This is a genomic window from Psychrobacter sp. CX14, from assembly GCF_057396205.2.
In genome coordinates this window covers 2,093,156-2,117,621 of sequence record NZ_CM183187.1, presented here as the reverse complement: position 1 = coordinate 2,117,621, position 24,466 = coordinate 2,093,156, and the positions used below count along the sequence as shown (strand labels likewise).

Here is a 24,466-nt window from a genome sequence, read left to right as displayed (position 1 = left end):
TGACAAACAGAATGCTTCATTGCTATAAGTGGTATACTCAAAAGAGCAGTTAATTTTTTTTAAAATATTAGAGATATAAATGATAGTCATCAAGGACCGAGTTATGAACACTATTTTAGTAAAGTTGATCGATAGTAGCGCAAAAATTAAAACATTTAATATTACTATTGCAGAGGGTCAGCCGACGGTCATTGAAGGGCAATCAAAAATAAATTATGAATTTATAAACCAACAAACTCAGTTAGCGCCGCACCATATTATTACTAAGCGCATTGATGACGATTTGCACATTGCCTTTAATGAAAAGGCGGACGAAACTGATTTAATCATAAAAGATTTCTATAATCATGAAGAGCAGGCTTTAATCGGTTTAGCAGAAGATAATTACTATTACTATTATATTCCAGATACTGGTGAAGTTGTTGATTATGTGACTCAGCTAGCAGTAGGCAATATTGAGGGTCAAGCGCTTGGCGGTGAACATATGATTGAGCCGTTTTGGGTGCAAATGACCACTTCGGGTCTACCTTGGTGGGTAGTAGGGGCAGGAAGCTTGTTGTTGGCAGGCGGTATTATTGCTGCAGTAGATAGCAATAGTGGGGGAGGTGACCGTAATAGTTTGCCTATTGACGCCATTGATGACGGTAGTGCCGCTAGCCCTTACGCTTCGGTCGCTGAAAATACAGTATTATCAAATCTCAATGTGTTGTCTAATGATAAAAGTCCGAACGGTCTGCAATTAAACATTGTTGAGGCGAGTAGTCCTGACGGTGACGTTACCATTAATGCAGATGGTACTCTAAATTTTATACCGAATACTAATTTTAATGGTCCAACGACAATCACCTATACCGTTACAGATGGCACAGGTGGTAAAGACACTGCCACTGTATATATTAATGTGACCGATGTGAACACCCCGCCAACAGCGGATGATACATCCCTGACTACCGATGAGGATACGGCGGTTGCCGTACCGCTTATAGGCGCTGATATCGATGGCACCGTGGTAAGCGTGACCGTGCTACAAATACCGCCTGTCAATCAAGGTGTTCTAACTTATCTACGTGATGACGGACAAACGGTTGAAGTAACGCCAAGCACTGTGCTTAGCACCACTGAGATGACCACGGTTAAGTTCACTCCAGCCCCTAACTTTAATGGCGCAGTCAGCGACATTCAATTTAGCACCACCGATGACGATGGAGCCGTATCCACCCCTGCCACCGTTGAGATTGTGGTCAATGACATCAACGATACGCCAGTGGCGGTTGATGCCGCGGTGAGTACCCCTGAGGGCACAGCGGTATTAGTCCCTTTCATTGCCAGCGATGTGGATGGCACCATTGACAGCATTACCATTAACCAGCTGCCGCCTGCCGATCAAGGCGTGCTGAGTTTCACAGATGCCAGTGGTAACCAGCAGCCGGTGGTTGCCGGTGAACCGCTTACAGCGGACGAGGCTAAAACCGTTACCTTTACCCCAGCAGCTAACTTCAACGCTGCTATTGCGCCAATTGAATTTACGGCGACAGACAACGATGGCCTCACAGATACAGCGACGGTGACCATCACCATGACCGATGTGAACACCCCGCCAACAGCGGATGACACATCGCTGACTACCGATGAGGATACGGCGGTTGCCGTACCGCTTATAGGCGCTGATATCGATGGCACCGTGGTGAGCGTGACCGTGCTACAAATACCGCCGGTCAATCAAGGTGAGCTTACTTACACCGATGATAATGGCAACAGCGTGGTTGTCACAGCAAACACCGTACTAACATTAGCGGAATCTGAAACCGTGATGTTTACGCCTGCGCCAAATTACAACGGTCAAGTCAGCGACATTCAATTTAGCACCACCGATGACGATGGGGCCGTATCCACCCCTGCCACCGTTGAGATTGTGGTCAATGACATCAACGATGCGCCAGTGGCGGTTGATGCCGCGGTGAGTACCCTTGAGGGCACACCCGTATCAGTCCCTTTAATTGCCAGCGATGTTGATGGCACCATTGACAGCATTACCATTAACCAGCTACCACCTGCCGAGCAAGGCGTGCTGAGTTTCACAGATGCCGGTGGTAACGAGCAGCCGGTGGTTGCCGGTGAACCGCTTACAGCGGACGAGGCTAAAACCGTTCGCTTTACCCCAGCAGCTAACTTCAACGCTGCTATAGCGCCAATTGAATTTACGGCGACAGACAACGATGGCCTCACAGATACGGCGACGGTGACCATCAGCATGACCGATGTGAACACCCCGCCAACAGCGGATGATAAATCCCTGACTACCGATGAGGATACGGCGGTTGCCGTACCGCTTATAGGCGCTGATATCGATGGCACCGTGGTGAGCGTGACCGTGCTACAAGTACCGCCTGCCAATCAGGGTGTTCTAACTTATCTACGTGATGACGGACAAACGGTTGAAGTAACGCCAAGCACTGTGCTTAGCACCACTGAGATGACAACGGTTAAGTTCACTCCAGCACCTAACTTTAATGGCGCAGTCAGCGACATTCAATTTAACACCACCGATGACGATGGGGCCGTATCCACCCCTGCCACGGTTGAGATTGTGGTCAATGACATCAACGATGCGCCAGTGGCGGTTGATGCCGCGGTGAGTACCCCTGAGGGCACACCCGTATCAGTCCCTTTCATTGCCAGCGATGTGGATGGCACCATTGACAGCATTGCTATTGACCAGCTACCACCTGCCGAGCAAGGCGTGCTGAGTTTCACAGATGCCAGTGGTAACCAGCAGCCGGTGGTTGCCGGTGAACCGCTTACAGCGGACGAGGCTAAAACCGTTACCTTTACCCCAGCGGCTAACTTCAACGCTGATATAGCGCCAATTGAATTTACGGCGACAGACAACGATGGCCTCACAGATACGGCGACGGTGACCATCACCATGACCGATGTGAACACCCCGCCAACAGCGGATGATAAATCCCTGACTACCGATGAGGATACGGCGGTTGCCGTACCGCTTATAGGCGCTGATATCGATGGCACCGTGGTGAGCGTGACCGTGCTACAAGTACCGCCTGCTAATCAAGGTGTTCTAACTTATCTACGTGATGACGGACAAACGGTTGAAGTAACGCCAAGCACTGTGCTTAGCACCACTGAGATGACCACGGTTAAGTTCACTCCAGCCCCTAACTTTAATGGCGCAGTCAGCGACATTCAGTTTAGCACCACCGATGACGATGGGGCCGTATCCACACCTGCCACCATTGAGATTGTGGTCAATGACATCAACGATGCGCCAGTGGCGGTTGATGCCGCGGTGAGTACCCTTGAGGGCACAGCGGTATTAGTGCCTTTCATTGCCAGCGATGTGGATGGCACCATTGACAGCATTACTATTAACCAGCTGCCGCCTGCCGAGCAAGGCGTGCTGAGTTTCACAGATGCCAGTGGTAACGAGCAGCCGGTGGTTGCCGGTGAACCGCTTACAGCGGAGGAGGCTAAAACCGTTACCTTTACCCCAGCGGCTAACTTCAACGCTGCTATTGCGCCAATTGAATTTACGGCGACAGACAACGATGGCCTCACAGATACGGCGACGGTGACCATCACCATGACCGATGTGAACACCCCGCCAACAGCGGATGACACATCCCTGACTACCGATGAAGATACGGCGGTTGCCGTACCGCTTATAGGCGCTGATATCGATGGCACCGTGGTGAGCGTGACCGTGCTACAAATACCGCCGGTCAATCAAGGTGAGCTTACTTACACCGATGATAATGGCAACAGCGTGGTTGTCACAGCAAACACCGTACTGACCTTGGCGGAATCTGAAACCGTGATGTTTACGCCTGCGCCAAATTACAACGGTCAAGTCAGCGACATTCAATTTAACACCACCGATGACGATGGGGCCGTATCCACCCCTGCCACCGTTGAGATTGTGGTCAATGACATCAACGATACGCCAGTGGCGGTTGATGCCGCGGTGAGTACCCCTGAGGGCACAGCGGTATTAGTCCCTTTCATTGCCAGCGATGTGGATGGCACCATTGACAGCATTACCATTAACCAGCTGCCGCCTGCCGATCAAGGCGTGCTGAGTTTCACAGATGCCAGTGGTAACCAGCAGCCGGTGGTTGCCGGTGAACCGCTTACAGCGGACGAGGCTAAAACCGTTACCTTTACCCCAGCAGCTAACTTCAACGCTGCTATTGCGCCAATTGAATTTACGGCGACAGACAACGATGGCCTCACAGATACAGCGACGGTGACCATCACCATGACCGATGTGAACACCCCGCCAACAGCGGATGACACATCGCTGACTACCGATGAGGATACGGCGGTTGCCGTACCGCTTATAGGCGCTGATATCGATGGCACCGTGGTGAGCGTGACCGTGCTACAAATACCGCCGGTCAATCAAGGTGAGCTTACTTACACCGATGATAATGGCAACAGCGTGGTTGTCACAGCAAACACCGTACTAACATTAGCGGAATCTGAAACCGTGATGTTTACGCCTGCGCCAAATTACAACGGTCAAGTCAGCGACATTCAATTTAGCACCACCGATGACGATGGGGCCGTATCCACCCCTGCCACGGTTGAGATTGTGGTCAATGACATCAACGATGCGCCAGTGGCGGTTGATGCCGCGGTGAGTACCCCTGAGGGCACACCCGTATCAGTCCCTTTCATTGCCAGCGATGTGGATGGCACCATTGACAGCATTGCTATTGACCAGCTACCACCTGCCGAGCAAGGCGTGCTGAGTTTCACAGATGCCAGTGGTAACCAGCAGCCGGTGGTTGCCGGTGAACCGCTTACAGCGGACGAGGCTAAAACCGTTACCTTTACCCCAGCGGCTAACTTCAACGCTGATATAGCGCCAATTGAATTTACGGCGACAGACAACGATGGCCTCACAGATACGGCGACGGTGACCATCACCATGACCGATGTGAACACCCCGCCAACAGCGGATGATAAATCCCTGACTACCGATGAGGATACGGCGGTTGCCGTACCGCTTATAGGCGCTGATATCGATGGCACCGTGGTGAGCGTGACCGTGCTACAAGTACCGCCTGCTAATCAAGGTGTTCTAACTTATCTACGTGATGACGGACAAACGGTTGAAGTAACGCCAAGCACTGTGCTTAGCACCACTGAGATGACCACGGTTAAGTTCACTCCAGCCCCTAACTTTAATGGCGCAGTCAGCGACATTCAGTTTAGCACCACCGATGACGATGGGGCCGTATCCACACCTGCCACCATTGAGATTGTGGTCAATGACATCAACGATGCGCCAGTGGCGGTTGATGCCGCGGTGAGTACCCTTGAGGGCACAGCGGTATTAGTGCCTTTCATTGCCAGCGATGTGGATGGCACCATTGACAGCATTACTATTAACCAGCTGCCGCCTGCCGAGCAAGGCGTGCTGAGTTTCACAGATGCCAGTGGTAACGAGCAGCCGGTGGTTGCCGGTGAACCGCTTACAGCGGAGGAGGCTAAAACCGTTACCTTTACCCCAGCGGCTAACTTCAACGCTGCTATTGCGCCAATTGAATTTACGGCGACAGACAACGATGGCCTCACAGATACGGCGACGGTGACCATCACCATGACCGATGTGAACACCCCGCCAACAGCGGATGACACATCCCTGACTACCGATGAAGATACGGCGGTTGCCGTACCGCTTATAGGCGCTGATATCGATGGCACCGTGGTGAGCGTGACCGTGCTACAAATACCGCCGGTCAATCAAGGTGAGCTTACTTACACCGATGATAATGGCAACAGCGTGGTTGTCACAGCAAACACCGTACTGACCTTGGCGGAATCTGAAACCGTGATGTTTACGCCTGCGCCAAATTACAACGGTCAAGTCAGCGACATTCAATTTAACACCACCGATGACGATGGGGCCGTATCCACCCCTGCCACCGTTGAGATTGTGGTCAATGACATCAACGATACGCCAGTGGCGGTTGATGCCGCGGTGAGTACCCCTGAGGGCACAGCGGTATTAGTCCCTTTCATTGCCAGCGATGTGGATGGCACCATTGACAGCATTACCATTAACCAGCTGCCGCCTGCCGATCAAGGCGTGCTGAGTTTCACAGATGCCAGTGGTAACCAGCAGCCGGTGGTTGCCGGTGAACCGCTTACAGCGGACGAGGCTAAAACCGTTACCTTTACCCCAGCAGCTAACTTCAACGCTGCTATTGCGCCAATTGAATTTACGGCGACAGACAACGATGGCCTCACAGATACAGCGACGGTGACCATCACCATGACCGATGTGAACACCCCGCCAACAGCGGATGACACATCGCTGACTACCGATGAGGATACGGCGGTTGCCGTACCGCTTATAGGCGCTGATATCGATGGCACCGTGGTGAGCGTGACCGTGCTACAAATACCGCCGGTCAATCAAGGTGAGCTTACTTACACCGATGATAATGGCAACAGCGTGGTTGTCACAGCAAACACCGTACTAACATTAGCGGAATCTGAAACCGTGATGTTTACGCCTGCGCCAAATTACAACGGTCAAGTCAGCGACATTCAATTTAGCACCACCGATGACGATGGGGCCGTATCCACCCCTGCCACCGTTGAGATTGTGGTCAATGACATCAACGATGCGCCAGTGGCGGTTGATGCCGCGGTGAGTACCCTTGAGGGCACACCCGTATCAGTCCCTTTAATTGCCAGCGATGTTGATGGCACCATTGACAGCATTACCATTAACCAGCTACCACCTGCCGAGCAAGGCGTGCTGAGTTTCACAGATGCCGGTGGTAACGAGCAGCCGGTGGTTGCCGGTGAACCGCTTACAGCGGACGAGGCTAAAACCGTTCGCTTTACCCCAGCAGCTAACTTCAACGCTGCTATAGCGCCAATTGAATTTACGGCGACAGACAACGATGGCCTCACAGATACGGCGACGGTGACCATCAGCATGACCGATGTGAACACCCCGCCAACAGCGGATGATAAATCCCTGACTACCGATGAGGATACGGCGGTTGCCGTACCGCTTATAGGCGCTGATATCGATGGCACCGTGGTGAGCGTGACCGTGCTACAAGTACCGCCTGCCAATCAGGGTGTTCTAACTTATCTACGTGATGACGGACAAACGGTTGAAGTAACGCCAAGCACTGTGCTTAGCACCACTGAGATGACAACGGTTAAGTTCACTCCAGCACCTAACTTTAATGGCGCAGTCAGCGACATTCAATTTAACACCACCGATGACGATGGGGCCGTATCCACCCCTGCCACGGTTGAGATTGTGGTCAATGACATCAACGATGCGCCAGTGGCGGTTGATGCCGCGGTGAGTACCCCTGAGGGCACACCCGTATCAGTCCCTTTCATTGCCAGCGATGTGGATGGCACCATTGACAGCATTGCTATTGACCAGCTACCACCTGCCGAGCAAGGCGTGCTGAGTTTCACAGATGCCAGTGGTAACCAGCAGCCGGTGGTTGCCGGTGAACCGCTTACAGCGGACGAGGCTAAAACCGTTACCTTTACCCCAGCGGCTAACTTCAACGCTGATATAGCGCCAATTGAATTTACGGCGACAGACAACGATGGCCTCACAGATACGGCGACGGTGACCATCAGCATGACCGATGTGAACACCCCGCCAATAGCGGATGATAAATCCCTGACTACCGATGAGGATACGGCGGTTGCCGTACCGCTTATAGGCGCTGATATCGATGGCACCGTGGTGAGCGTGACCGTGCTACAAGTACCGCCTGCCAATCAAGGTGAGCTTACTTACACCGATGATAATGGCAACAGCGTGGTTGTCACAGCAAACACCGTACTGACCTTGGCGGAATCTGAAACCGTGATGTTTACGCCTGCGCCAAATTACAACGGTCAAGTCAGCGACATTCAATTTAGCACCACCGATGACGATGGGGCCGTATCCACCCCTGCCACCGTTGAGATTGTGGTCAATGACATCAACGATGCGCCAGTGGCGGTTGATGCCGCGGTGAGTACCCTTGAGGGCACACCCGTATCAGTCCCTTTAATTGCCAGCGATGTTGATGGCACCATTGACAGCATTACCATTAACCAGCTACCACCTGCCGAGCAAGGCGTGCTGAGTTTCACAGATGCCGGTGGTAACGAGCAGCCGGTGGTTGCCGGTGAACCGCTTACAGCGGACGAGGCTAAAACCGTTCGCTTTACCCCAGCAGCTAACTTTAACGCTGCTATAGCGCCAATTGAATTTACGGCGACAGACAACGATGGCCTCACAGATACGGCGACGGTGACCATCAGCATGACCGATGTGAACACCCCGCCAACAGCGGATGATAAATCCCTGACTACCGATGAGGATACGGCGGTTGCCGTACCGCTTATAGGCGCTGATATCGATGGCACCGTGGTGAGCGTGACCGTGCTACAAGTACCGCCTGCCAATCAGGGTGCGCTTACTTACACCGATGATAATGGCAACAGCGTGGTTGTCACAGCAAACACCGTACTGACCTTGGCGGAATCTGAAACCGTGATGTTTGCGCCTGCGCCAAATTACAACGGCCAGGTCAGCGACATTCAATTTAACACCACCGATGACGATGGGGCCGTATCCACCCCTGCCACCGTTGAGATTGTGGTCAATGACATCAACGATGCGCCAGTGGCGGTTGATGCCGCGGTGAGTACCCTTGAGGGCACACCCGTATCAGTCCCTTTAATTGCCAGCGATGTGGATGGCACCATTGACAGCATTACCATTAACCAGCTACCGCCTGCCGAGCAAGGCGTGCTGAGTTTCACAGATGCCAGTGGTAACCAGCAGCCGGTGGTTGCTGGTGAACCGCTCACAGCGGAGGAGGCTAAAACCGTTACCTTTACCCCAGCAGCTAACTTCAACGCTGCTATTGCGCCAATTGAATTTACGGCGACAGACAACGATGGCCTCACAGATACAGCGACGGTGACCATCAGCATGACCGATGTGAACACCCCGCCAACAGCGGATGATAAATCCCTGACTACCGATGAGGATACGGCGGTTGCCGTACCGCTTATAGGCGCTGATATCGATGGCACCGTGGTGAGCGTGACCGTGCTACAAATACCGCCGGTCAATCAAGGTGAGCTTACTTACACCGATGATAATGGCAACAGCGTGGTTGTCACAGCAAACACCGTACTAACATTAGCGGAATCTGAAACCGTGATGTTTACGCCTGCGCCAAATTACAACGGTCAAGTCAGCGACATTCAATTTAACACCACCGATGACGATGGGGCCGTATCCACACCTGCCACCGTTGAGATTGTGGTCAATGACATCAACGATGCGCCAGTGGCGGTTGATGCCGCGGTGAGTACCCTTGAGGGCACACCCGTATCAGTCCCTTTAATTGCCAGCGATGTTGATGGCACCATTGACAGCATTACCATTAACCAGCTACCACCTGCCGAGCAAGGCGTGCTGAGTTTCACAGATGCCGGTGGTAACGAGCAGCCGGTGGTTGCCGGTGAACCGCTTACAGCGGACGAGGCTAAAACCGTTCGCTTTACCCCAGCAGCTAACTTTAACGCTGCTATAGCGCCAATTGAATTTACGGCGACAGACAACGATGGCCTCACAGATACGGCGACGGTGACCATCAGCATGACCGATGTGAACACCCCGCCAACAGCGGATGATAAATCGCTGACTACCGATGAGGATACGGCGGTTGCCGTACCGCTTATAGGCGCTGATATCGATGGCACCGTGGTGAGCGTGACCGTGCTACAAGTACCGCCTGCCAATCAGGGTGTTCTAACTTATCTACGTGATGACGGACAAACGGTTGAAGTAACGCCAAGCACTGTGCTTAGCACCACTGAGATGACAACGGTTAAGTTCACTCCAGCACCTAACTTTAATGGCGCAGTCAGCGACATTCAATTTAACACCACCGATGACGATGGGGCCGTATCCACCCCTGCCACGGTTGAGATTGTGGTCAATGACATCAACGATGCGCCAGTGGCGGTTGATGCCGCGGTGAGTACCCTTGAGGGCACACCCGTATCAGTCCCTTTCATTGCCAGCGATGTTGATGGCACCATTGACAGCATTACCATTAACCAGCTACCACCTGCCGAGCAAGGCGTGCTGAGTTTCACAGATGCCAGTGGTAACCAGCAGCCGGTGGTTGCTGGTGAACCGCTTACAGCGGACGAGGCTAAAACCGTTACCTTTACCCCAGCGGCTAACTTCAACGCTGATATAGCGCCAATTGAATTTACGGCGACAGACAACGATGGCCTCACAGATACGGCGACGGTGACCATCACCATGACCGATGTGAACACCCCGCCAACAGCGGATGATAAATCCCTGACTACCGATGAGGATACGGCGGTTGCCGTACCGCTTATCGGCGCTGATATCGATGGCACCGTGGTGAGCGTGACCGTGCTACAAGTACCGCCGGTCAATCAAGGTGAGCTTACTTACACCGATGATAATGGCAACAGCGTGGTTGTCACAGCAAACACCGTACTAACATTAGCGGAATCTGAAACCGTGATGTTTACGCCTGCGCCAAATTACAACGGTCAAGTCAGCGACATTCAATTTAACACCACCGATGACGATGGGGCCGTATCCACACCTGCCACGATTGAGATTGTGGTCAATGACATCAACGATGCGCCAGTGGCGGTTGATGCCGCGGTGAGTACCCCTGAGGGCACAGCGGTATTAGTGCCTTTCATTGCCAGCGATGTGGATGGCACCATTGACAGCATTACCATTAACCAGCTACCGCCTGCCGAGCAAGGCGTGCTGAGTTTCACAGATGCCAGTGGTAACCAGCAGCCGGTGGTTGCTGGTGAACCGCTCACAGCGGAGGAGGCTAAAACCGTTACCTTTACCCCAGCAGCTAACTTCAACGCTGCTATTGCGCCAATCGAATTTACGGCGACAGACAACGATGGCCTCACAGATACGGCGACGGTGACCATCAGCATGACCGATGTGAACACCCCGCCAACAGCGGATGACACATCGCTGACTACCGATGAGGATACGGCGGTTGCCGTACCGCTTATAGGCGCTGATATCGATGGCACCGTGGTGAGCGTGACCGTGCTACAAGTACCGCCTGCCAATCAGGGTGCGCTTACTTACACCGATGATAATGGCAACAGCGTGGTTGTCACAGCAAACACCGTACTGACCTTGGCGGAATCTGAAACCGTGATGTTTGCGCCTGCGCCAAATTACAACGGCCAGGTCAGCGACATTCAATTTAACACCACCGATGACGATGGGGCCGTATCCACCCCTGCCACCGTTGAGATTGTGGTCAATGACATCAACGATGCGCCAGTGGCGGTTGATGCCGCGGTGAGTACCCTTGAGGGCACACCCGTATCAGTCCCTTTAATTGCCAGCGATGTTGATGGCACCATTGACAGCATTACCATTAACCAGCTACCACCTGCCGAGCAAGGCGTGCTGAGTTTCACAGATGCCAGTGGTAACCAGCAGCCGGTGGTTGCTGGTGAACCGCTTACAGCGGACGAGGCTAAAACCGTTACCTTTACCCCAGCGGCTAACTTCAACGCTGATATAGCGCCAATTGAATTTACGGCGACAGACAACGATGGCCTCACAGATACGGCGACGGTGACCATCACCATGACCGATGTGAACACCCCGCCAACAGCGGATGATAAATCCCTGACTACCGATGAGGATACGGCGGTTGCCGTACCGCTTATCGGCGCTGATATCGATGGCACCGTGGTGAGCGTGACCGTGCTACAAGTACCGCCTGCTAATCAAGGTGAGCTTACTTACACCGATGATAATGGCAACAGCGTGGTTGTCACAGCAAACACCGTACTGACCTTGGCGGAATCTGAAACCGTGATGTTTACGCCTGCGCCAAATTACAACGGTCAAGTCAGCGACATTCAATTTAGCACCACCGATGACGATGGGGCCGTATCCACCCCTGCCACCGTTGAGATTGTGGTCAATGACATCAACGATGCGCCAGTGGCCACCGATGCGACAGTCAGTACGGCCGAGAACACGGCTGTTGCTGTGCCTTTGCTTGCCACTGATATTGATAGCGATATTGCAACCATCACGATTAAAGCCATACCAGATGCGACTGATGAGGGCGTATTGACCTATGTGGCAGACGACACAGGTAATACGGAAACCATCAGTGCGGACGACCAATTAAGCTACGCTGAAGCACAGACGGTGATGTTTACCCCAGCTTTAAACTATCACGGTACACCTGTACCTGTTACCTTTACGGCGACGGATGATGAAGGGGCCAATGCCTTGACGTCAGATGAGGCGACAGTGACCATCACCATGACCGATGTGAACACCCCGCCAACAGCGGATGACACATCGCTGACTACCGATGAGGATACGGCGGTTGCCGTACCGCTTATAGGCGCTGATATCGATGGCACCGTGGTGAGCGTGACCGTGCTACAAATACCGCCGGTCAATCAAGGTGAGCTTACTTACACCGATGATAATGGCAACAGCGTGGTTGTCACAGAAAACACCGTACTAACATTAGCGGAATCTGAAACCGTGATGTTTACGCCTGCGCCAAATTACAACGGTCAAGTCAGCGACATTCAATTTAGCACCACCGATGACGATGGGGCCGTATCCACCCCTGCCACCGTTGAGATTGTGGTCAATGACATCAACGATGCGCCAGTGGCCACCGATGCGACAGTCAGTACGGCCGAGAACACGGCTGTTGCTGTGCCTTTGCTTGCCACTGATATTGATAGCGATATTGCAACCATCACGATTAAAGCCATACCAGATGCGACTGATGAGGGTGTATTGACCTATGTGGCAGACGACACAGGTAATACGGAAACCATCAGTGCGGACGACCAATTAAGCTACGCTGAAGCACAGACGGTGATGTTTACCCCAGCTTTAAACTATCACGGTACACCTGTACCTGTTACCTTTACGGCGACGGATGATGAAGGGGCCAATGCCTTGACGTCAGATGAGGCGACAGTGACTATTGACGTCACTGATGTTAATACGCCGCCAACAGCGGATAACAAATCCCTGACTACCGATGAGGATACGGCGGTTGCCGTACCGCTTACCGGCGCTGATATCGATGGCACCGTAGTGAGCGTGACGGTTCTACAAGTACCGCCTGCCAATCAGGGCGTTCTAACTTACACCGATGATAATGGCAACAGCGTGGTTGTCACAGCAAACACCGTTTTAACATTGGCTGAATCTGCAACGGTTATATTTACGCCTGCGCTAAATTATAACGGTCAAGTCAGTGATATTCAGTTTAGTACCACCGATGACGATGGGGCAGTATCAAAACCTGCCACGATTGAGATTGTGGTAGATGCCGTTAATGATGCGCCAGTGGCCACCGATGCGACAGTCAGTACGGCCGAGAACACGGCTGTTGCTGTGCCTTTGCTTGCCACTGATATTGATAGCGATATTGCAACCATCACGATTAAAGCCATACCAGATGCGACTGATGAGGGCGTATTGACCTATGTGGCAGACGACACAGGTAATACGGAAACCATCAGTGCGGACGACCAATTAAGCTACGCTGAAGCACAGACGGTGATGTTTACCCCAGCTTTAAACTATCACGGTACACCTGTACCTGTTACCTTTACGGCGACGGATGATGAAGGGGCCAATGCCTTGACGTCAGATGAGGCGACAGTGACTATTGACGTCACTGATGTTAATACGCCGCCAACAGCGGATAACAAATCCCTGACTACCGATGAGGATACGGCGGTTGCCGTACCGCTTACCGGCGCTGATATCGATGGCACCGTAGTGAGCGTGACGGTTCTACAAATACCGCCTGCTAATCAAGGTGAGCTTACTTACACCGATGATAATGGCAACAGCGTGGTTGTCACAGCAAACACCGTACTGACCTTGGCGGAATCTAAAACCGTTATGTTTACGCCTGCGCCAAATTACAACGGTCAAGTCAGCGACATTCAATTTAACACCATCGATGACGATGGGGCCGTATCAACCCCTGCCACCGTTGAAATTGTGGTCAATGACATCAACGATGCGCCAGTGGCGGTTGATGCCGCGGTGAGTACCCCTGAGGGCACACCAGTATCAGTGCCTTTAATTGCCAGCGATGTGGATGGCACCATTGACAGCATTACCATTAGCCAGCTGCCACCTGCCGAGCAAGGCGTGCTGAGTTTCACAGATGCCGGTGGTAACCAGCAGCCGGTGGTTGCCGGTGAACCGCTTACAGCGGACAAGGCTAAAACCGTTACCTTTACCCCAGCGGCTAACTTCAATGGTGATATTGCGCCAATTGAATTTACGGCGACAGACAACGATGGCCTCACAGATACAGCGACGGTGACCATCACCATGACCGATGTGAACACCCCGCCAACAGCGGATGATAAATCCCTGACTACCGATGAGGATACGGCGGTTGCCGTACCGCTTATAGGCGCCGATATCGATGGCACCGTGGTGAGCGTGACCGTGCTACAAATACCGCCTGTCAATCAAGGTGTTCTAACTTATCTACGTGATGACGGACAAACGGTTGAAGTAACGCCAAGCACTGTGCTTAGCACCACTGAGATGACCACGGTTAAGTTCACTCCAGCCCCTAACTTTAATGGCGCAGTCAGCGACATTCAATTTAGCACCACCGATGACGATGGGGCCGTATCCACACCTGCTACCGTTGAGATTGTGGTTGCGCCTGTTACCGATATCACTTATGCGGTCATCAGTGGCGACCCTAAGGTAACTGAAGGTGAAGTTGCTGAATATACCGTACGTCTGGTAGATGACGCAGGTAATGCTGTTGTCGCTACTACAGATACAGTGGTTACTGTGACCTATAACAATGTCTCTACTCAAGACGAAGATACCGAGTTTAGTAATAATCAAACAATCGATATTACCATTCCTGCAGGCGCTTCTCGTGCCTCATTCACGGTGCAAACGACTGATGACTACTTAGCTGAAAGCGATGAGGATTATACGGTTCAAATAACGTCATTGGGTGCTAATAGCTTTGAGCAGTTCGACATTGGTACCAATGACAGTACGACGACAACCATTATTGATGACGTCGCTAACACTGCGATTGATACTGTGTATGTACGACTTAGCAAAAACGCGACAGTGACAGAAGCCGATGGCGCTCAGTTGCAACACACGCTTGAGCTAGTCGATAGTGAAGGGGAGCCTGTCATATTAGCAGATGGGCAAACGGTTACTGTCAATCTGGATTATTCATCTAATACAACCAGCAATGTAGATTATCAAAGTGGCTTGCAGACGACAGCGGTATTTAACGCGTCGACGGGTAACACCATAACCGTTATTAATACGGTTACTGATGATACTTTAGTAGAAGGTCGTGAAAGCTATGTGCTGACTGCATCTGTTGAGTCTAGTGCTGGTTTTGAGCGCGTACGCATGGACAATAAAGACAGCGTTACCGGTGAGATTATCGATGACAACAGCCCTAAAGCTGAAAATATCACGTTAATTGAAGACGATATATTAACTGTATCGGGCAATGTACTGGATAACGACGAGATTTCTTCAGGCACCACGGTTGTTCCTTTAAGCTTTAATAATAACCTTGGCGATATGATTATAAACGCCGATGGAACCTACACGGTTAATCTTAACAACGATGATGCTGAAGTTCAGTCTTTGGCTCAGGGTGAATCAATTACTCGAACATTGAGTTATCAATTGAGTACAGGTGAATCAGCCAATATTAATTTTACAATATACGGTACCAACGACGCGCCTAAATTAGACTTAAGTAGCACCAATGGCACTATAGACGCAAACACGGGTTATAGTACTACGTTTAATGAAGGGGACAATGGGGTTGCTATTAGCTCTGGAACGGCTGTATTAGATATTGATAAAACACCTACTGCCGATTTGATTTCTAAAGCTATTATTAACATAACCAATCCGCAACTGGGTGATTTATTAGATACCAGCAATATAAATAATGCGGATATTAGAATAACCCGTCTCGGCGATTCGGTGATTGAGTTAACAGGGAATGCCAGTACTGCTGATTATCAAAATGCCATTCAAGCGATATTGTTTAAGAATACATCAAGCTCACCTAGAGAAATTGCTCGTATCATTGAAGTCACCGTTAAAGATGAGCATGGTGAAATAAGCAACACAGCCACAACAGTGATTTCTGTCAATGCAACCCCTCAAGCGGTTGATGATGCGACAGATATCGATGAAGGTGGCGAAACTATCAAAAGTACATATAATTCATCACAAAATGATAATTTACTTGCTAATGATGACAGTGGTTCTGGTGGACTGACCATCACTGAATTTACCTATACTGATGAGAATAATCAAGTCGTAACCATCGGCTCAGATCGTTTTGGTGAGCGTTTCGATACTTTATATGGTGAGATTCAAATATCCGCCAATGGTGATTGGTCTTACACTTCAGATGCTAAAGAAAACCATCCAGTAGATGCACAGTTGGTTGATACCATAACCTACACGGTAGAGGATAGCGATGGTGATACCAGTAAGGCTAACCTCGCTATCACTATTAATGACACCAATCCAACCGCTACTATTCCAGAAGTGACCATTAGTGAAGATGATTTACCAAGTGGCACTGACAGTATCAAAGAGTCTGTGATTGCACGTCGTAATTTGAATATTACACGTGATGCGGATGATATTGCTGATATTCAGTTTACCGATGATGAAACCATTGCTAGCCTAACAGACTTAAACCTGACCTCTAGCGGTGAAGCACTTTCTTATAATATTAGTAACGATGGTCATACGTTAACAGCGACAGCTGATGGTAATACTGTGTTTACTGTCCAACTAAATAACCCATCTGATATCAGCGGTAAGAGCCAATCATTTAGCTTTACGCTGAGTGCACCGTTAGATCAAGCCAATGATACCGACTCATTTACGCTACCGATTCAATATGCGCTGCAAGATACGGACAGTACCTCAACCCAGCAGTTTAATGTTAATGTTGTTGATGATGGCGTGCTTGCCGTGAATGATGCGCCAGTACAAGTTATTGAAAATAGTGGCACAGTCATTGATGGTAATGTTGTCACCAATGACTTTGGTGCAGATAGACCTTTATTAATTAATAACTATACTTATTTAGATGCAAATGGGGCATCGGTTAAGTCAACTACCTTTGGTACTGCTGTCGAAACGCCGACAGGTTTACTGACGGTCAATCAAGATGGCACGTGGACATTTGAAGCCAATAAAGCCATTGATAATCGTGACCCTGCGCCTAATCTTCAAGATGATGGCTCGTTTAGCTATACCTTGATAGATGCCGATGGTGATATCTCTAACACTGCCACTCAAACGATTGAGGTATTAGATACTGCGCCGACGATTGTCAGTGATAAACGTGTTTATCTAGATGAAAATGAGCTGTTTGGTGGTTCGGGCATACGTAGTGTTCATGAGGTTACGGTAGACAATGCCTTTGAAATTACAGGTAATAAGGATGATATTGCTGATATCTACTTTACGATTGCTGATGGTCAAATCGCTGATTACACTTTAAGTGATGGCACACCGCTGTATTTCCGTTATTTAAATGATGACTCCAATATCCTATACGCATCGACAACCAAGCAAGGTAGTGTGGTGCTGGATATGGATAGTAATGGTACGCCTACTGTTAATAATAATGTGGCGTTTAGCATTGCTATAGACCCAACTAGTCTATCTTATACCGCAACATTATATGAGACTTTGCGTCACTATAATGTCGATACTGACCAAGACGCTAATCCGGTCGATAATCTGATTTTCACCCTTGATTATGCAGTAAAAGACAGCGACGGGTCGGTGGATACAGACCAGTTAAATCTGGAAGTAATTAATAGAGTGGTGACAGAGCCGTTAACCTTTACTATCAACGAGGCAGACTATGGCGACTTAACGAATGACTCGCAAGATGTCTTAGTTATCAATGTGGCTGAAAGTTTTGATAAAGGGCAGATAGAGCTACTCAATCGTGATACATCTGAGGGTGTACCACTAAACTCAGGACAACTGATTCATATTGATATTGACGGTAATATTGTCGATGAAGATGATGAAAGCGAAGTGGGTACTATTCAAGATATGGGTGATGGCTCCATCGAGTTTAACCCAGCAGAAAACTATTCTACCTTTGCGGTAGATAAAGATATCGTCTTTACTGTACGCTCAGTGGTTGATGGTGTGGTGGTTGATAGAGAAGTGACTATCGTAGTAAACCCAATCGAAGATGCGCCTATTTTAGCTATAGATGAGACAGAAGCACCGATTATAGATGGTACTTATACCGTCTATGTTGAAGAAGACAATGAAGATGTTGATGCGCCACAACTTGGTTTTTTAGCGCCGATAGTTGGCGATTTAGGTGTTGAAACAGGCACCATTGATGATACAGCTGTTGATGGCAGTGACTATATTATCGGCAGTAATATTGAAAACGATGATAATGACAACGGTGGTTCGGTTGACCGCAGTGAGCGTTTGAGCGCGATTACATTAAGTGGTATCGCTGAAGGTGCTGAGCTGTTTTATATGGACGGTACGACTAAGGTTGTGGTGTTCACGGGCACTGATACGGATAATGACGTTACGATTGAGTTATCAGATGGGGTGCATGTTGCGTCAACAAATGCAGACATAACCATGACCACCGCTCAGTTTGAGTCACTACAAGTCAAAGGCGCACCGCAAAGTGGTGATAACTTTGATGTGACCATGAACGTGACTGAATATGAGGTCGATGAAAACGGCAACCCAGTTAGCACAGATTTAAATGGGCTAAATGGATTGACCACGACAGCAACCATCAACGTTGATGTGCAAGCCGTGACCGATGTGCCTGTTATCAATCTAGTAGACCCTGACCCTGCTGACAATACATTAACAGTAGACGGGACTGTGATAACAGCAAGTATCAATGAAGATACTATTCTGAACTTAAATCCAGTTATTGACGAAGTATTTGCTGATTTAGATGGCTCAGAAGTATTTTATTATACGTTAAGTGGTCTGGCACCTGGAACACTTGTCAAAGTTGCTGGTTCACAGCGAACGTCTGCGGCAGATGGTACGGTTAAACTTCCTATCCATGAAGAACGTAACGTCATCGATAACGATATGCAGATATACTTTAGTATCACGCCGCCAGCAGATTTTGCAGGCGTTATGGACAACGTAGTGATTACTTTAGTGACTAAAGATAGAGATACAGATTCAACTGATTTAAACCCTAAAATCAAAGAAGAATCGACTTCCGTTACTCTAAAGTTAACAGTTAACCCAACCATCGATGCCACCATAGAAACACCAAATGCGGGCATGGAAGACACCCCTATCGCTTTATTTAAGGATTCATCAGATAATTCTATCTTTGTCTTATCAGACGATGACAGTAGTGAGTCTATCTCTAAGATTGGTATTTTACAGTCAGAGCTTGATAACAGCGGCGGCACGGTGTTACTAAGTGGTAATCCAGTAACGCTTGTTACCTTTACGGCTGAAGATGGCAGTACGTACTATGGTTTTGATACTGCTAATCTAGAAAACTATACCATCACTCCGCCAGCGCACAGCAGTAAGAATATTGATTTAACTTACTATGTGCAAACCACAGACAGCTCGGTTAATGATACCGCGCAGCTCGATAGTACAACTGAGTCAAAAACCATAGTGGTTACACCTGTTGCAGAAAGTGTCGATATTAATAGCAATGGCGCGAATGGGAACGATGTAACGATTAATTCTAACTATGATTATCAGACGTCCGTTTATGAAGATGGTGATAATGACGGTATTGGAAGTACCCCCCCTGTTTGGTTTGATCTTAATAGTGAGGCAGAGTTTACTTTACTTGGAGGGTTGGCGGGCGATAATACGGATCAATGGGGTAACGAAGACGACACAACCTTTGCTAGCACCAATGGCGATACCCAAACCGACTCCGAGCAAACGTGGGCAAGACTCGTAGTACAGACCCAAGATGAGACAGGTAGTTTTGTGGCTACCGATGGTGCTCAGTTCCAATATACATTGGATGGACAGACCGTTGAGGTTGTGGCAGGCGTGAATGGTATAGATGTGCCTGTGGTCGCTTTAGATACATTAGGCTTTATTGCGCCAGAGAACTATTCTGGTGATGTACAAATTGTTGTGAATGCAGTGACTCAAGACTTCGATGAAGACAGCAATCAACCTACGGCGAAGGTCGTATCCGGTGAGTCTATTTTAAGTTTAGCAGTCCTGCCAGTTGCTGATACTGTATTGATGGGTGTTAAGCCTGCTCGCGGTAAGGAGGATGCAGGACGTACTTTAGCCAATCCAACCGATGCCGAGAATTATGAGCCAAACCCAGCTATCGACGCACCAGAAAAGGGTATTCCACTAGAGATAACCGCACGTTCTGAAGATGACGACGGCTCTGAGACCTTTAATATTAAAATTGATGCTTTGCCAGATGGTAGCTCATTGTATGTGTTTGACTCTGTGAGCAATGGTTACATCTTAGTCAATCAAAGCACCATAGCAGTAGGTAATATAACCCCATCAGATGCTGACGCTAACGATGGTACATGGTCGATTACCATAACCGACTATCAAAATGATCAAGTACCGTACTTTATTCCGCCACTTAATAGCGATGAGAGTTATAGCCTGAAAGTCAGCGGCCAAACAGTGGATACATTAGGTAGTGATAGTGATACCAGTGAATTCTCACCACCATTAACGCTACCTGTTCGAGTAAAAGCAGTCGCTGATAGTATCATTAATGATGAGCTTAACAGTGTTGAGTTAGTCTTCGAGGGTACAACGACTCAGTACAATGTTATCGTGCCAGAAGAAACATTAGACACCAACGGACAGCTTATCGAATTCAAATCTATATTCGCTACGCCTGACGATATTGTCTCTTATGATAATGACAGCTCAGAGGTAGTGACTTTCGTTATTACTAATCTTGATGATAGATTTAGCATGACAGGCGCTGACGTTACTTTCTTAGGCGGATCGGGTATTGGCCGTAAATGGGTAGTGACGGATGATGCTATAGAAAATGGCAACGTTAATATAAAAACTCAGCCTAACTTTGCAGGCGAGATTAATTTTGCTATTCAAGGGGTGACAACCGAAGAATCGGGTGGCAGTGAAACGACGCAGAATATTCGTAACGTGAGTGTTTTCGTAGAGTCAGATGCGCTGGATAATGACGTTGTGAACTCTACCATTGAACAAACAGAAAATGCACCTGTCACACTTAACTTTGAGTCGGCATTTACTCAAACCGACTCACCTGCTGATGCACGTAATGGCGTAGAAGCGCTACAAAGCGTGGCTATCGATGTCTCTGATCTTAATGCCGGAGGTGTTGTCTTAACGGTTGATGGTCAGCAGATTGATGTGACTAATTCAGCAGTGGTTGATGGGTTTTATACGATTGAAAGAGACGCTGCTGGCGACTTACCAACCGTCACCATTCAAGCTATTCCTAATGCTGGCGAGCCAACCTATGTCAATCATGAGTCGGGTAGTGGTATTTATCAGTTTGATATCAAATACACGGTAACTGATACGGTGTACGCTGATAAGACCATAACCTCAGCCATTATTTATCAAACCCAGACCACGCGCGATGCAGTCTACAACGTTGATGTCATTCCAGATACAGATGTACCGACATTAGTAAATGCAGCCGATATTAGCACCAGTAAAACGATTGATACAACAGATGGTGATACAAGTACCGATAGCTTTGTTAAAACAGTCACTTTAACCTCGCCAGATCAAGATGGGTCTGAAGTATTTACACGGGTCGAGGTAAGCGGTGTGCCTGATGGCTTATTATTGAAAGTTGATGCAGGTGATGGCAATGGCTTTATTGATGCAGTGAAGGCCGGTGATACGTGGTATGTTGACTTTGTTGATTTGCCAATCACCAATACCGCACCTAGTATCGATATAGAATTTAGTGTTAAGTCGGGTTATGACATAGACAGTGTAACTAATCAAGAAGTGATAGTAACGGCGTTTAATCAAGATAATCCTGATAGTGAACTGTCAGCGCAGGCAAGTTTTGAACTTACCTTGATAGATACCGGGACAGGTGGCGAGCCGATACCTACACCTGATTTGGTTGCGGAAATTAATGTGTCACCTATTACCTTAACCGAAGATGGCGCAGCTCAGCCACTGAGTGATTATATTACTGGTACGCTAAATGAGGCGGCTTTTGCAGGACAGGCAACCACACCGTTCTCTTTAACGATAGATAATTTGCCTGAAGATGTACTACTAACACTTGCGGACAATGCGAGTGTTAGTATATCAAAACAAGGTAATATCTGGCTTGTCAGTGGTGAGGCAACCAGTAATGAAGATATTGCTAATCTATTGAGTCAGATAAATATTACGTCTACAGGTGATTTTAATACCAATACATCAAACGATATCATCACTTTAGATATTACATTGACTGCAACAGACAGCCGAGGCGAATCTGAAACCGAAACAGCAGATCCTGCAACCAGTACGCTAACCGTGCAACCCGTGACAGATGCTATGGACTTTAATGAAGCGGACCCAACGGCCGATGCAAACGACGATGCCATTGTAGTAGTAGAAGATGAAACGGTTACATTAACACTGGATTTAAGCAACTCAGCCGACGAGGGTAATGTCGAGGTGATTAACGGACAAGTGTATTTTAAAGTTGCTGAGGGTAGTACAGTCGGTGGCACGTTTACCGATACCGAAGGCAATGAGCTTACTTTAGTGACTAATCCTGAAGGACTGCCAGAGGGTACATACTTTGCGCTAGATGTGGATAATATGAACCCAAGCAGTGCCAGTATTAATTATACGCCTGCAAACAATAAAGATGGGGCAATTACTGTTGAGGCTTATGTCATTCATAAAGAAACCACTGATCTTGCGAATTATGATACTCAGCCTTTAATTTCTCGTAAAGATTTTGAAATCACCGTAGAGTCGAGTGCAGATCCATTGTCACTATCCTTAGATAGTAATAACTCTGTACTGATAGCCGATGAAGACAATCCAACCAAAATTGTCTATGAGGCAGTACAAACGGACGAGGACGATTTGCCTGCAAACTATATCATTAGTGATTTAAATGATGATTTTACAGTGACTTATGATGATGGCACGGGCAACTTTGTTACAGCTACCAAAACGGGTTCAGGCTCGTGGAGTGTTCCAAGTAATGCCAGTAATGTAACGCCTGAGATTCAAATAAACGCACCTGAGAATTATAGCGGAGAAGATACCTTTAATATCGCAATTCTCAGCGATGCAGGCTTGCAGGGTGACCCTACGGCCGTAACAGTGAAGTATGTCGCAGTCGCTGACCCCGTAACTATTAATCCACAAAGATCAACAGGTAGTGCGTATACATGGGTTGAACTCAATACCGACACGCTCATGCAAGATGTAGATGGCAGCGAGAGTGTGACCCTAACTATAGCAGGGGATACGATACCATTTGATAACACCATGCTATTTAAAGTCGGTGCGACTGGGCAAGTTATTGGGCTGCGAAATGATAGTGAGAGTAGTACAGGCGTCGGTGTCGTCCATAATAGTGATGGCACTTACACGGTGACAGGGCTTGGCGTCGATGATGTGAATAATCTTCAAGTGTTATATCACGATTATTCAGGCTCTGTGACCTATACTGCCAATACCATCGAAGCCAGTAATCAAGATAGCTCTGACCCTGTAACAGGCACAGCAGTGTTGAACATCCGTAAATCAGTCGATATTGATACAGGTGATCAAAACGATACCATCACTACGATAAATAGAAGTACCAAAGTTAACTCTGGTGGCGGTGACGATGTAATCACTGCAGGCAGTGGAGATGATGTTATTAATGGTGGTAAAGGCGCTGATACAATTAACGCAGGTGCTGGTGACGACACTATCGTGTTCGATATTAATGATTTAAATATTAATGGTGGGGCAGGAGAGGATACGCTTATCATTAAGATTGATGGCGCAACCATTGATTTCTCTAGCTATGATGCAGGGGTGATTGATCAGATAGAGGTTATCGACCTAACCGGTAATGGCGCTCAAAGCCTTACAAATTTGGCGACGGATGATGTGCTTAATATTATTAATGATTTTGAGCCAGAGATGCAAAACAAAGGTTTAATTATTAATGGCGATAGTACAGATTCTGTTGGTTTATCAGGATCAGACTGGACGCTGGGTACCACAACACAGGCAGGTTATACAGCTTATGAGTTTAGTGATGGCAGTGGTACGCATCAGTTACTGATTCAAGATGGTATAACTATTCTTTAA

General features: G+C 48.6%; 1 protein-coding gene. It reads left to right on the top strand.

The annotated features are described in order from the left end of the window. Positions 1-103: 103 nt before the first annotated feature. Positions 104-24,466 carry a tandem-95 repeat protein gene (locus AC2SLO_RS08315; RefSeq protein ID WP_495637065.1) on the top strand — a complete coding sequence of 8,121 codons (24,363 nt, stop codon included), beginning with the start codon at positions 104-106 and terminating at the stop codon, positions 24,464-24,466.

Bases quoted from the DNA above. Each gene is read 5' to 3' on its own strand.
- AC2SLO_RS08315 (WP_495637065.1), top strand. From the start codon at position 104: ATGAACACTATTTTAGTAAAGTTGATCGATAGTAGCGCAAAAATTAAA.